Raw genomic sequence first — 13,788 nt, 5'->3', positions numbered from 1 at the left:
AAATTGTATTATGAAATAATTAGGCCAATATTATCATGGTTTCTTTGCCACAGGATCGTATGAGACAGCTTGAAAAGCGCTTTGAAATAATTGAAAGCCAAATGACGACTAATCCAAATGCTGAAACATATGTCAAATTAGCTTCTGAATATGCAGAACTACAACCCGTTATTGCCTCTATACGCGCATTAAATACTCTTTATGGAGAGATTACAGAATTAGAAATGATTCTCAACGATAAACAAACAGATATAGAGATGCGTAACCTTGCCCAAGAAGAACTACCATCATTATATAAAAAAGTAGAACAATTTGAAAAAGAACTGCAAATTCTGCTTTTACCTAAAGATGTTGCTGATGAAAAGAGCGCTATTGTTGAAATTCGAGCAGGAACAGGTGGATCAGAAGCAGCACTTTTTTCCGGTGATCTTTTCCGCATGTATGAACGTTATGCCCATGCTCACCATTGGAAAGTAGAAGTTATTTCACTCAGTGAAGGAGAAGTTGGCGGATATAAAGAGATTATTGCTACCATTTCAGGAAAAGGTGTCTTTTCTAAATTGAAATATGAATCAGGTGTCCATCGTGTACAACGTATCCCTGAAACAGAAACCGGTGGACGTATCCATACATCTGCTGCTACCGTTGCAGTACTTCCAGAGGCTGAAGAAATTGATATTGATATTCGTCCTGAAGATATTCGTATCGATACAATGCGTGCATCTGGAGCAGGAGGACAGCATGTCAATACAACAGATTCAGCTGTTCGTATCACGCACATTCCAACGGGAATTATGGTCGTACAAGCAGAAAAATCACAACACCAAAACCGAGCACGAGCACTTCAAATCTTACGAGCACGCTTATTCGATATCGAACGACAAAAAGCGGAAAGTGAACGTTCAGCTTCTCGTAAAAGTCAAGTTGGCTCTGGTGATCGTTCAGAACGTATTCGTACCTATAACTTTCCACAAGGACGTGTCACGGATCACCGTATTAATCTAACCTTGTATAAGCTTGATCGCATTCTAGAGGGAGATCTTGATGAGCTTATTCATGCTCTTATCTCAGATCATCAAACAACACTTCTAATGGAAATGGATGATAATAATTGAGCCAATATTCTTTCAAGAATGTCATCCAACAAACGCAAGAAAAATTGCGCACGAAAGGAATTTTGGAAGCTGCTCTCGATGCGAAAATACTCGTTGAATGGATAACAGGGATAAATGCTGCTAAAAGAATTTCTAAACCAGATATGCATCTATCTTCTGAGCATATTATACAAATAGAACAGGCTGTACGGCGGCGTATTGCAGGCGAACCCATCTACCGTATTATAGGAACACGAGAATTTTATGGTATACCCTTTACATTGTCTCAAGAGACGTTAGAACCTCGTCCTGATACAGAAACGCTGATAGATCTTGTCCTTCCTTTTCTCCAAAAACAGGTCGAAAATTCGAGAAGAACAATATTCCTTGATATGGGAACAGGAAGTGGCGCCATTGCCATTGCACTCCTTAAACAAATCCCCCAATCCTATGCGGTGGCGGTCGATATTTCTGAAGATGCCCTTAAAACAGCGAAAAAAAATGCAAAAAATGCTGAAGTAGCACATCGCTTCACACCTCTTCTTAGCGACTGGTTTGATTCTGTCACAGATCGCTTTGATTTCATTATTTCCAATCCACCTTATATTCCTGCAAAAGATATCAAAAAACTTTCAAAAGAAGTGCGCCTACATGACCCTTTACGCGCTCTGATAGGGGGGGAAGATGGACTTGATTTTTATCGAAAACTCGCTCATGAAGCAGCCAACCACTTAAAAGAAAACGGCTATGTCGCTGTTGAAATTGGTTACTCTCAAGAAAAAGACGTCTGCGATTTATTTGAAAAAAATGGTTTTCAATGTTTAGAAATACGCAAAGACCTGTGTGGAATACCCCGCGCACTTCTGTTTACATGCAAGCATTAAAATTCCCAATCATCATCCGTGGTCGCAACTGCCTTGCCAATAACATAAGAAGAACCTGCCCCTGAAAAAAAGTCATGATTTTCATCAGAGTTTGGTGATAAAGCTGCCAAAATAGCAGGATTAACACGACAAACCTCAGGGGGAAAAAGAGCTTCAAAACCTAAATTCATTAAAGCCTTGTTAGCATTATAATGAAGAAAAATTTTAACATCTTCTGTCAATCCAAGTGTATCATAAAGATCTTCAGTATATTTGCATTCGATGTTATAAAGGTCAAAGAGCAAGTTAAAAGCAAAATCTTTAATTTCTTGTCTTTTGGCTTCATCAAGCTTTGCAAAACCCAATTGAAATTTATAACCTATATAATAACCATGGACTGCTTCATCACGAATGATTAATCGAATGAGATCTGCTGTATTGGTCAACTTAGCGCGACTGGCCCAATACATGGGCAAATAAAAACCAGAATAAAATAAAAAGCTTTCCAGCAACGTCGAAGCAATTTTTTTCTTAAGTGGATCATTTGCTTCATAACGCTCAAGTACTAATCTAGCCTTTTTCTGCAAATGAATATTTTCTTCTGACCATCTAAACGCATCATCAACTTCTACTGTCGAACAAAGGGTTGAAAAAATAGAGGAATAAGAACGTGCATGAACCGCTTCCATGAAGGCAATATTCGTCAAAACAGCCTCCTCATGCTCTGTTATCGCATCAGCCAGAAGTGAAATGGCTCCGACAGTGTTTTGAATTGTATCTAGAAGCGTTAATCCTGTAAAAACACGAATTGTCAGTTTACGTTCTTCATCCGTTAAGCTTGACCATGAAGGAATATCATTGGAAAGTGGAACCTTCTCAGGTAACCAAAAATTCCCAGTTAAGCGGTTCCATACTTCAAGATCCTTCTCATCATGTAATCTATTCCAATTAACAGCGCACACAACAGGATTTTTGGTTGTAATCTTTGTCATATGATGATCTCCTATAAACTACACGAAACACAGCCATCAACTTCTGTTCCACTTAATGCTACTTGCCGTAATCGTATATAGTAAATACTCTTTATACCCTTTTTCCAGGCATAAATTTGTGCGCGGTTAATATCACGTGTGGTAGCGGTATCAGGAAAAAATAATGTTAATGAAAGACCTTGATCAACATGCTGTGTTGCAGCAGCATAGGTATCTATAATTTTTTCAGGACCAATCTCATAAGCATCTTGGTAAAAATTCAAATTCGTATTATCCATATAAGGAGCGGGATAATAAACCCGCCCAATTTTTCCCTCTTTGCGAATTTCAATTTTTGAAGCAATTGGATGAATAGAAGAAGTGGCATGATTAATATAGGAAATAGATCCCGTAGGTGGAACTGCCTGCAAATTGCGGTTATAAAGACCATACTCAATAACTAATTTCTTGAGTTCCTGCCAATCCTTTTGATCTGGAATAATAATATTATTCCGTGCAAAAAGCTCTTGTACAAGCGCAAATTGCGGTTTCCATTCTTTTTCAATATATTTTTCAAAAAAACGTCCATCGGCATAAGCTGATTTTTCAAACCCTGCGAACATTTCTTGACGTTCGCGCGCAATTAAATTGGAAGCCCGTATAGCGTGATATGTCACAATATAAAAATAGATATTGGTAAAATCAATCGCTTCTGGAGCCCCATAATAGATCTGCTCACGCGCTAGAAACCCATGCAAATTCATTTGTCCCAAACCAATCGCATGACTTTCAGCATTGCCTTTCGCAATGGAAGGCACACAAGCAATATTACTCATATCCGAAACTGCAGTAAGAGCGCGAACAGCAGATTCTACAGTCTGTCCGAAATCAGGACTTTCCATTGCTTTGGCAATATTCATGGATCCAAGATTACAAGATATATCACTTCCAATCGTGCGATAAGTTAAATCTGTCTCCAGTTCACTCGCCTCACTCACCTGCAAAATTTCTGAACATAAATTGCTCATACTTATGCGCCCAGCTATCGGATTTGATCGATTAGCCGTGTCTTCAAATAAAATATAGGGATAACCCGACTCAAATTGAATTTCTGCTAATGTCTGGAAAAAAACGCGCGCACTTATTTTCTTTTTACGAATCTTTGCATTATCAACAAAAGAACGATAATGCTCCGTTAAAGAAATATCGCTAAAGGGCTTACCTATCACACGCTCGATATCATAAGACGAGAAGAGATACATATCCTCATTATTCCGTGCAAGCTCAAAAGTAATATCAGGAATAACCACCCCAAGCGAAAGCGTTTTGATTCTAACCTTTTCATCAGCATTTTCACGCTTTGTATCCAAAAACTTCATAATATCTAAATGATGAGCATGCAAATAAACAGCTCCAGCCCCCTGTCGTGCCCCCAGCTGATTGGCGTAAGAAAAAGAATCTTCCAAGAGTTTCATCACCGGTAAGACTCCTGAGGATTGATTTTCTATTTGCTTAATTGGTGCCCCAGCTTCCCGCAAATTCGTTAAACAAAGCGCCACACCCCCACCACGTTTTGAAAGCTGCAAAGCCGAATTAACCGCACGACCTATCGATTCCATATTATCTTCAACACGTAGCAAAAAACACGAAACCAATTCACCACGTTGTTTTTTCCCAGCATTTAAAAATGTCGGTGTTGCCGGTTGAAAACGTCCTGTAATAATTTCATCCACAAAACTTTCAGCAAGAGCTTTATTCCCTTGTGCCAAATATAAAGCTACAAGACAGACACGATCTTCATAACGTTCAAGATAACGTTTTCCATCAAAAGTCTTTAACGTATAGCTGGTATAGTACTTAAATGCGCCTAAAAAGGTAGGAAAACGAAACTTAAATGCATAAGCACGTTTAAAAAGCTTTTTAATAAAAGAAAAATCATAAAGCTCAAATAAAGCTTTTTCATAATAACCTTCTTCTATTAAGTAATCTATTTTTTCCTTCAGGTTATGAAAAAAAACTGTATTTTGATTAACATGCTGAAGAAAATATTGCCGTGCGGCAAGCCGATCCATATCAAATTGAATATGGCCATTTTCATCATAAAGATTAAGCATTGCATTCAGCGCATGATAATCAGTAATCTGATCCGATTTCTGCGATTGTCCTATACCAATTGTTTCCAAAATCTTTCCAATCCCTTTTTTACATAAATAACGTCTTCATCAGTTCCACGCAGCTCAAAACGATAAAGGCAAGGTACACAACATTTTTCAGCAATGATTTTACTTGCTAAATTATAATAGCAACCAAAATTACGATTCCCACCGCCAATGACACCACGAATTAATTTTCGGTTCTTTGCTTCATTAAGAAAATGGATAACGGCTTTCGGCACTGCTCCTCTTCCTTCACCATCTGCATATGTAGGAACAACCAGTACATAAGGTTCATCAACCAATGCAGAAGGCTTTCTTTTATCAATTTTGAAAAGTCGTTGACCAAGCTGCGAGACAAAATGCTCTGTATTACCCGTTGCACTCGAATAATAAACAATAAGCCCCATTAAGCACAAAGACCACTAATCATATCTGGTCTAAAACCAGACCAATGATTTTCACCACAAACAACGACAGGAACCTGACGATACCCCAGAGATTGAACAAAACTGTATGCTTGTTCATCACAAGAAATATCAACAACACGATAATGAATGCCTTTTGCATCAAAAGCGCGACGTGTAGCATCACATTGAACACAAGATGGTTTGCTATAAATAGTGATCGACATTTTCTTCAACTTTCACAATTCCAAACAATCAACCCTAAAAGGTCAATCTAATAATTTTATAGGTACTCAAGAATAACAAAAAACAGAAATTGTACGCAAAACATGTGGTTATTTTCAAACAGTACACAGCTTCCTGAACATAACAGAATTTCTCATCAAATAACTTCAAAGACTATGATGAGAATAAGCGATTATTCTATAACTTAAATGGCTAAGCCCCCCCAGTTATAAACAATCTTTTGCTTGCATTACAATTCCCTCCTGCTGTCTAAAAAAACTAACGTTCTAAACTACCGCTTTTCAAGAGCTCTGTTTTACTCTTTTACGGCAAAAATCAATTACAAAAACGAAAGGGAATCCTTCCAAAAGAGATCCTTCAGCAAAAATACTGCTATACCTTTGGTCAATAAACTCTTTACAATAATGGAAATAACTTAGATACCAAACGAAACACACTAACACCCTCTCTTGTGCTTATTTAGAATCACCAATCATTTTGATACTATATATAGTATATACTCTCTCTCTTTCGTCAAGGTGAATTCAATTATTATTTTTAATTTTCCACGATCTTCCCACTAAAACTTTCAGCCCTCAAAACTATGTAATAATATAACGTTTTATTGACAAACGTTATATTATTACATAGTTTCTGAAATAATAAGCAACGATGGTGAAAAATATGGATCTGCACTTCAATAAGATAACATTAGGCTATAGAAATAGAATAGCCATAAAGAACTTTTCAGCAAAGTTAAAAGCTGGTTCATTGGTCGCAATAACAGGTGATAATGGCGCTGGAAAATCGACACTGCTAAAAGCCATCGCCGGATTGATTAAACCTCTTAAGGGAAAAATTACAAAACCAAAAAAAAGCCACATTGCTTATCTTGCTCAGCAATGTGATGTAGATCAAACATTTCCAATTGATGTGAAAACGCTTGTAAAAACAGGACTGTGGTCTTTTTGTGGATTATGGAAAAACCAGCGCCCTTATGATTCTAAGATTCAAAATGCACTTGAAATGGTTGGGCTTACAGAACTCGCACCCTGTTCGCTTGAAACATTATCAGGCGGGCAATTACAACGCGCTCTTTTTGCACGTATCATTGTGCAAGATGCCAATGTTATTTTGCTTGATGAACCTTTCAATGGTGTAGATCATAATACCCAAAAAGACCTTCTTGCACTGATCACATACTGGCAACAGCAAGGACGCACAGTTCTCACCGCACTCCATAACCCTCTCATCGTGCAAGAATTTTTCCCCCAAATGATTCAAATTAATCAACAAAACGCCTTTTATGGAGAAACAACACAGTTTTTAAACAACACCATTCATCACGTTATGCCACCTCTCACATCCAATTCTTTTCCTATTAGCGCACAAAAACAAAATCTTCCCATCAATGACCCTCTCTTTCTTAGGTTATAAGACGTGTATGCATTCTTTCTTGCCCCCTTTGTTGATTTCCAATTTATGCAAAACGCCCTTATCGGTTCTATTTTCCTGTCTATTAGCGCTTGTCCTGTTGGTGTGTTTTTGATGCTCCGTGGAATGAGCTTGACAGGAGATGCTATCTCTCATGCCATTCTTCCTGGTGTTGCAACTGCTTTTCTGATTTGTGGCTTTTCCCTCATATCTATGACACTTGGTGGCATCTTTGCTGGTGTTATTGTTGCTTTAGCAACCATTTTAATTTCACGAAATAGCTTTCAGAAAGAAGATGCATCCATGACTGTCTTTTATCTTATTGCACTCGCAGCAGGTGTCGTTATTATCTCACTGAAAGACTCAACAATTGAGCTGCTTCATCTCTTATTCGGATCGGTTCTTGCACTTGATGCACAAGCCCTTTGGTTAATCACTACTATAATGCTGATTACACTATGCAGCCTTTGTATTTTTTGGCGTGCACTCGTTTTAGAAAGCTTTGACCCCCTCTTTTTTAAATCACTCTCTCCATTGAGTAAATATATTCATATTTCATTGCTTGGACTTGTGGTGTTGAATCTGGTTGGAGGCTTTCAATCACTAGGAACATTACTTTCCGTTGGTATTATGATGATTCCAGCTATTACAGCCCGTTTTTGGTTTTCACGGCTAGGCCCTATTTGCGCGCTTTCCACTCTTTTTGGAATCATTTCTAGCGCATGTGGTCTCCTGCTTTCTTTTCATCTCTCACTTCCCTCCGGCCCTGCTATTATCATTGCCGCAGGATTTATTTATCTTGTTTCCTGCTTGATAAGTCCACGTGGCTTTATTGTAACATGGTTTCCCCACCTCTTTTATACCTCCTCACTTTAAGGAAAAAAATGTGCCTAAGTTTACTCAAAAATTTGTTCTTCTTGGAATTTTATTGCTTGCCCTTTCTCCATTTTCTGCTTCTGCACACAATAAAATCAAAGTTGTTGCGAGCTTTTCTATTCTCGCAGATCTCGTAAAAAATGTAGGAGACAACCATATCTCTATGACCACTTTTGTAGGTCCCAATGCGAATACCCACACTTATGAACCTACCCCCCGCGATGCTCAAGCTCTTAGAAATGCTCAAATTATTTTCATCAACGGACTTCATTTAGAGGGCTTCATGGATCGCCTCATTACAGCAAGCGGTACAAAAGCACTTCTTGTCGAAGTTAGCGCTAACATTCCCTCCCTCAAAATGAAAAATCAAGAACATAATGCCCATCACCACCACGGCGTTATTGATCCACACGCTTGGCAAACAATTCCCAATGTCAAAATCTATGTGAAGAATATCGCTGCTGCTTTTTGTAAAATAGATCCACAATCCTGCACCAGCTACAAAAAAAATGCTGAAACCTACATCCAAAAACTTAAAATAGCACAAGATGCCCTAAAAACAAAAATTGCTACCATCCCTAAAGATAAACGTATCATTATCACATCTCATGACGCCTTTGGCTATTTTGCCAAAGAATATGGTTTTACTATCCTTGCCCCTCAAAGTGCTTCAACAGAAGCTGAAGCAACCGCAGCCGATGTTGCTAAACTTATCAAACAAATTAAAGCAAATAAAGCAGCTGCATTATTCGTTGAAAACATCTCCAATCCCCGTCTCATAAAACAGATTGCAAAAGAAACAGGTTTAGAAATTGGTGGGACACTTTATTCTGATGCATTGTCAAACAAAAATGGCCCTGCAGCAACTTATCTCGATATGATGGAACATAATGTGAATACCATCATTGACGCCATCACAAAACATTAAGATCCTCTATAGAAGAGATAAAAAAGCGTTCATAAAATCATAAGTCTGTGATTATGTTACTAATGATACCCAACATCTATAATTGATAACATTGACATGAAATAAAGTTACTTTTACAGAGAGATTTATACTCAATAAATGCTAGGATAGATAATTTAAGTGGATTTATTGCCTCATGGTACCCAAACCATCAGCAGCATCATTCTATTTTGCAACGCTTCTTTTTACAATAACTCTCGACATTTGAAACGATTCATAAGAAGCATTTGGCGTCTCTTTCTTAAAGTATTTTTATCTACCCAACTCCATTTATAACATGCAAGTAGAATTAGTGTATGAATAAAAACCACTTGAAGAAAAAATGCCTCCGATTTAGGGATTGATATCACCAATTTGGGCAATACATTACAAGCAATGTTGGAGACTGGCAGAGAGTATAATAATGGCCCCTGCTTGCATTTTTATAAACATAAAGATGGTGATACACAATGGATTTTATGTTATACTACTTACAAACGACTGCGTGAAAAAATAATTGGAACAACCTTGCAAGACATTTTTTAAAACGAGTGCGTGAATTGGCAACCTAATAGCCTTCTGTTTAGGTATTCTGTTTTGTATGAAAGATGCAATTCTATTCAAAGAACATAATAAAAAGATGTGTTCGGCAATGCGTAATCTCCATTATGTAAGAGACATTGGCTCAGATGTTTTTGAAAATCGCAATACTAAATTAAAAGATGATACTAAAGATAGAAACTATTTTTTATCTTTATGCTTTCATATTCCCCCTAAATTAAGCTATCTCCTCATTTTAGAAATTACATAAGACGATAAGTTTATTCCACTCTGATATACAAAAACTAAATATAGCACTGAACCGTCTTCATATTTGTCTCAAACATACTGCTGTATAAAGTTTAGGTTGATTTATAAGCAACAAAAAAGCACGCGCTTTATAAGAAGGCAATATCATAAAACCATTAATAGACTGGCAATATATTGAAAAAATATACCAGCTTTTATAAAATGCTTTGCAAAACAACAATATAATTGTCTTTGTTCCTGCTGATTCTTATAGGTGTTTGCACCAATCCCTTATGTCATATTCATAAAGATCTCTTTGAGGATAATCTATAGGCAATTTTTAACTCAAGAATATAGAAAGATCGATGGAATATTACAGATGTGTTTCATCTGCTTTTATCATTAAAAGTAATGAAAATTGTAAAACAAGCGCGCCTTCTATCTCTCAGTGATTTCTTTTACAACTGATCGGATACCCTCGCTGAGAATTGCACAGTGATTTACATGAGAAAAAATAAACTTGCAGCATACGTGCACAGGTTTCTCTCTAATTTATGTGATTGGTAGAAAAAACAAATGCTTCTTATAGGAGCTCTGAAACCATTTTAGATCATATGGTCAGCGGTAAAATAGAATGTGCCTATTCTTGTACAGACTATTTAGAACAGCGTCGTATTTTGTGGATAAAATAGACTTCTTATGTTAGGAATCAAAGCTAAGATATGGGACGCATCCCCCCTCATCTGTGGATCATTTTTTCTCTATTTTTCTCATTTACTTTTTATAAGATAAATAAACTATTACATCAAGAAACATGTGATAATATATTGTTTTTTATGAAAAATTTCTAAATGAGCAAAAATATGATTAATAAATGGTTATTCTATATTGATATTTTTTTATAATGAAAATGATTTTACTATGTTTGAAAATAATATTCTTCTTACAGACCGTGAGAGTGCAGAATTTCTTCATATAAGTGATTCTTGGTGTCAGGGGACAATGGATCATTACCAAAATTTTTAAAATTTTGTTTTTAATCTCATTGGTTAGAACCTGATTTTGTAAATGTAATTGAGAAAGTCAAAACACAGCGTTATCATGACGCAGAATAAAAGGAAGTCGTGTCATATCAATTAATGCTTACTTATTATTTGTGCGCTTTCCAGTGTTTTTGTTAAAAGTATGAAAATTCTGATGAGCGACAGTGAAACTTAGTTTTTGACCATAGTCGTGTGTCAAGCGTTCTTTTATTTCAATCGTAAAGATAATACCATTCCAACACGTTAAAACATGGCAACCTGTTCCTATAGGCTTGATAAGCTCAATTTTTGTGTGAAAAACAGGTCCTTTATCTGGATGTTCACCCAATAAGATTATTTCAGGTCTGAATGCTAAAAGATCAGTTTCTTCGCCATAAGAAAATGAATGCCCTAAATGTTGTTCTAAGGCATGGCGATCAAGAAAATTCATAGGAGGAGAACCAATAAAATCAGCAACAAATGTTGTTGCTGGAATGTCGTAAATTTCCATTGGTGTTCCAATTTGCTCGATAGCTCCTTTATTCAAAACAACTATTCTATCAGCTAGTGTCATAGCTTCTAGTTGATCATGGGTAACATAGAGACTAGTTGTTCCTAATGAACGCTGTAGTGTTTTTATTTCAATACACATTTGCGCCCGTAATTTTGCATCAAGATTTGAAAGAGGTTCATCAAAGAGAAAAACACGGGGTTGACGTACAATCACACGCCCCATTGCAACACGCTGACGTTGTCCTCCTGATAATTGTCGTGGCTTACGATCAAGAAATGCTTCTATCTCCAAAAGTTTTGCAGCATGTGCAATGCGTTTTTTAATTTCTTCTTTAGGAGTTTTACGATTTTTGAGACCATATTCTAAGTTTCCACGAACTGTCATATGGGGATAAAGAGCATAATTTTGAAAAACCATAGCAATATCACGATCAGCTGGTTCACGATCATTAATACGTTCGTTATCAATACATAATTCACCTGAGGTAACTTGTTCAAGTCCTGCTATAATACGTAATAAGGTTGATTTTCCACACCCTGAAGGGCCGACAAGAACAAGAAGTTCTTTATCAGCAACAGTTAAGTTTAAATCATCAATGACCAAAATGCCGTTGTCATACCGTTTTTTTATATTTGATAACTGGATTATGGCCATAATTACTTCTCCGTTTCAATAAGGCCTTTGATAAAAAGCCGCTGCATGAAGATAACAACAAGAACAGGAGGAACCATGGCAACGACCGATACTGCCATGAGTATATTCCATTGAGGATCATGTTGAAGTGATTCGACAATAAGCTGCTTTAAGATAATAAGGATCGTTTGATGATTTTGGTCCGTTGTGATGATAAGAGGCCAGAGATATTGTATCCATCCATAAATGAACATAATGATAAATAAAGCAGCGATATTGCTTTTACTAAGAGGAAGAAGAATATCCTTAAAAAATTTAACCGGACCAGCACCATCAACACGTGCAGCCTCTAAGAGCTCATCTGGAATAGTCAAAAAAAACTGGCGAAATAAAAATGTAGCGGTTGCAGATGCAATAAGTGGAATAATCATTCCACTATAGGTGTCGATCATCCCCAATTTTGCAACAACCTCATAGGTTGGAAGAATACGAACTTCGACAGGGAGCATCAGTGTAACAAAAATAAGAACAAAAGCAGTTTTTCGGAAGGGAAAACGCATGTAAACAATTGCATAAGCAGACAAAAGTGAAATAATAATTTTTCCAATACTAATCCCAAGAGCCATAATGAGTGAATTCATTAAGAGTGGCCAGAGGTTGGGCAGACCGAGTTGTGCAAGGCCATCACCAAAGATTGTTTTATAATTTTCCAAAGCATATTTACCAGGTAAAAGAGGAAGTGTTCCTGAGTTGAATGTTGCTGAACTATGGGTTGATGCAATGATAGCAACATAAACTGGAAAGCAAATAATGATAATGCCAACAATGAGAGTAATATGGGTTAGAAATTTCAAAACAGGGCGATTTTCAACCATAATTTACTTCCTAATATTGTACACGACGCTCAATCCAGCGAAACTGGATAAAGGTTAAGACAATAACCATCAACATCAATATTGTTGATTGTGCTGCTGATACACCGATTATTTGATTTCTAAAGCCATCATCATATACTTTATAGACGAGGATGCTCGTTGCACGCGCAGGACCTCCAAAAGTTGTATTATCAATAATACCAAAAGTATCAAACATAACATAATTGACATTGACAATAAGAAGGAAAAACGTCGTTGGTGAAATTTGCGGAAAGACCACGGTCCAAAATCGTTTAAAGGGACCAGCACCATCAATGGCGGCTGCTTCTATTTGAGAACGCGGAACAGACTGAAGACCTGTAAGAAAAAAGAGAAAATTGTAAGAAATTTGTTTCCAACTAGCCGCAATGACAATAAGAATCATTGCTTGAGTGCCATTAATACGATAATTCCATAGCACCCCTATTTTCTCGAGAAGAAAGGGGATAATTCCGATGGTGGGATGAAAGATAAACAGCCATAATATACCTGCCAATACTGGAGCAACAGCATAGGGCCAGAGCAAAAGCATTGTATAAGCCTTTTTTGCACAGATGACACGATCAACACAGACAGCTAAGAGAAGTGATATTGTCATTGAAGCAACAGTAACTGAGATGGAAAATATTGCGGTTGTAAGAAGTGATTGCAGATAAGTAGGATCAGAAAGAATGGTTAGATAATTTTCAAAACCAACAAAGGTTGTTGTAAAGCCAAAAGGGTCTTCACGCTCAAAAGATGATTTTATCGCTTGAGCAGCAGGCCAAAAGAAAAACAAAAAAGTCACAAGAAGCTGAGGAAAAAGCAGTCCGTAAGAAAGTAGACTATTTTTAAAATATGCATGTTTTTCTTGCATTCGTAGGGCTCTTTAAATGTAGAGACTTTAAAAAGATAAACAAAAAGGACTCAACTGTTTTTGTTGAGTCTTTAGTGTTTAACAATAAAAC

The 13,788-nt window shown here is 36.9% G+C and carries 12 protein-coding genes; 5 read left to right on the top strand and 7 right to left on the bottom strand.

Features of this window, described 5'->3' with window-relative positions; genetic code table 11:
• Positions 1–35: 35 nt before the first annotated feature.
• The gene (gene prfA / locus QHG57_RS02925; protein ID WP_330168627.1) at positions 36–1,115 is read left to right on the top strand and encodes a peptide chain release factor 1; all 1,080 of its coding nucleotides are present in this window, start codon (positions 36–38) and stop codon (positions 1,113–1,115) included.
• A complete protein-coding gene (prmC, locus tag QHG57_RS02920) occupies positions 1,112–1,978 on the top strand; it encodes a peptide chain release factor N(5)-glutamine methyltransferase (protein ID WP_330168626.1) in 867 nt (288 codons plus the stop codon). Before prfA ends, prmC begins: the two co-directional genes overlap by 4 nt.
• On the opposite strand, the gene nrdF is transcribed toward prmC, so the two are convergent.
• The 4 genes from nrdF to nrdH are packed head-to-tail and all read right to left on the bottom strand — an operon-like array spanning position 1,975 to position 5,715.
• Entirely contained in the window at positions 1,975–2,949 is a 975-nt protein-coding gene (gene nrdF, locus QHG57_RS02915; protein ID WP_330168625.1) for a class 1b ribonucleoside-diphosphate reductase subunit beta, read from the bottom strand. The two genes, prmC and nrdF, sit on opposite strands and share 4 nt — an antisense overlap.
• A gap of 11 nt (positions 2,950–2,960) precedes the next feature.
• Positions 2,961–5,111, bottom strand: coding sequence for a class 1b ribonucleoside-diphosphate reductase subunit alpha (nrdE, locus tag QHG57_RS02910; RefSeq protein WP_330168624.1), 2,151 nt, complete (start codon positions 5,109–5,111; stop codon positions 2,961–2,963).
• Positions 5,093–5,491, bottom strand: a complete 399-nt coding sequence (gene nrdI / locus QHG57_RS02905) for a class Ib ribonucleoside-diphosphate reductase assembly flavoprotein NrdI (RefSeq protein WP_330168623.1) — start codon at positions 5,489–5,491, stop codon at positions 5,093–5,095. Before nrdI ends, nrdE begins: the two co-directional genes overlap by 19 nt.
• Positions 5,491–5,715, bottom strand: coding sequence for a glutaredoxin-like protein NrdH (gene nrdH / locus QHG57_RS02900; protein WP_005774163.1), 225 nt, complete (start codon positions 5,713–5,715; stop codon positions 5,491–5,493). The genes nrdI and nrdH overlap by 1 nt, the downstream gene beginning before the upstream one ends.
• A 682-nt stretch (positions 5,716–6,397) precedes the next feature.
• Between nrdH and QHG57_RS02895 the strand changes: the two genes are divergently transcribed.
• Genes QHG57_RS02895 through QHG57_RS02885 form a run of 3 tightly spaced genes read left to right on the top strand, consistent with a single transcriptional unit; the run spans position 6,398 to position 8,951 of the window.
• Positions 6,398–7,150, top strand: coding sequence for an ABC transporter ATP-binding protein (locus tag QHG57_RS02895; RefSeq protein WP_330168622.1), 753 nt, complete (start codon positions 6,398–6,400; stop codon positions 7,148–7,150).
• A 3-nt stretch (positions 7,151–7,153) separates the two neighbouring features.
• On the top strand, positions 7,154–8,023 hold the full coding sequence (locus QHG57_RS02890) for a metal ABC transporter permease (protein ID WP_330169427.1): 870 nt from the start codon (positions 7,154–7,156) through the stop codon (positions 8,021–8,023).
• 10 nt (positions 8,024–8,033) lie between these two features.
• Entirely contained in the window at positions 8,034–8,951 is a 918-nt protein-coding gene (locus QHG57_RS02885; RefSeq protein ID WP_330168620.1) for a metal ABC transporter solute-binding protein, Zn/Mn family, read from the top strand.
• Between the two features lie 1,950 nt (positions 8,952–10,901).
• Here QHG57_RS02885 and QHG57_RS02880 read toward each other — a convergent pair.
• The 3 genes from QHG57_RS02880 to ugpA are packed head-to-tail and all read right to left on the bottom strand — an operon-like array spanning position 10,902 to position 13,697.
• The gene (locus tag QHG57_RS02880; protein ID WP_330168619.1) at positions 10,902–11,948 is read right to left on the bottom strand and encodes a sn-glycerol-3-phosphate import ATP-binding protein UgpC; all 1,047 of its coding nucleotides are present in this window, start codon (positions 11,946–11,948) and stop codon (positions 10,902–10,904) included.
• Positions 11,949–11,950: 2 nt separating this feature from the next.
• The gene (gene ugpE, locus QHG57_RS02875) at positions 11,951–12,802 is read right to left on the bottom strand and encodes a sn-glycerol-3-phosphate ABC transporter permease UgpE (RefSeq protein ID WP_330168618.1); all 852 of its coding nucleotides are present in this window, start codon (positions 12,800–12,802) and stop codon (positions 11,951–11,953) included.
• 10 nt (positions 12,803–12,812) lie between these two features.
• Positions 12,813–13,697, bottom strand: a complete 885-nt coding sequence (ugpA, locus tag QHG57_RS02870) for a sn-glycerol-3-phosphate ABC transporter permease UgpA (protein ID WP_330168617.1) — start codon at positions 13,695–13,697, stop codon at positions 12,813–12,815.
• Between the last annotated feature and the right edge of the window lie 91 nt (positions 13,698–13,788).

It is taken from the genome of Bartonella grahamii subsp. shimonis (genome assembly GCF_036327415.1).
Classification (GTDB): domain Bacteria; phylum Pseudomonadota; class Alphaproteobacteria; order Rhizobiales; family Rhizobiaceae; genus Bartonella; species Bartonella shimonis.
Note: the sequence above shows the minus strand (reverse complement) of the source record. Positions and strands in the feature narration are given on the sequence as shown.

Bases quoted from the DNA above. Each gene is read 5' to 3' on its own strand.
- prfA (WP_330168627.1), top strand. From the start codon at position 36: ATGGTTTCTTTGCCACAGGATCGTATGAGACAGCTTGAAAAGCGCTTT.
- nrdF (WP_330168625.1), bottom strand. From the start codon at position 2,949: ATGACAAAGATTACAACCAAAAATCCTGTTGTGTGCGCTGTTAATTGG.
- nrdI (WP_330168623.1), bottom strand. From the start codon at position 5,491: ATGGGGCTTATTGTTTATTATTCGAGTGCAACGGGTAATACAGAGCAT.
- nrdH (WP_005774163.1), bottom strand. From the start codon at position 5,715: ATGTCGATCACTATTTATAGCAAACCATCTTGTGTTCAATGTGATGCT.
- QHG57_RS02895 (WP_330168622.1), top strand. From the start codon at position 6,398: ATGGATCTGCACTTCAATAAGATAACATTAGGCTATAGAAATAGAATA.
- QHG57_RS02880 (WP_330168619.1), bottom strand. From the start codon at position 11,948: ATGGCCATAATCCAGTTATCAAATATAAAAAAACGGTATGACAACGGC.
- ugpE (WP_330168618.1), bottom strand. From the start codon at position 12,802: ATGGTTGAAAATCGCCCTGTTTTGAAATTTCTAACCCATATTACTCTC.
- ugpA (WP_330168617.1), bottom strand. From the start codon at position 13,697: ATGCAAGAAAAACATGCATATTTTAAAAATAGTCTACTTTCTTACGGA.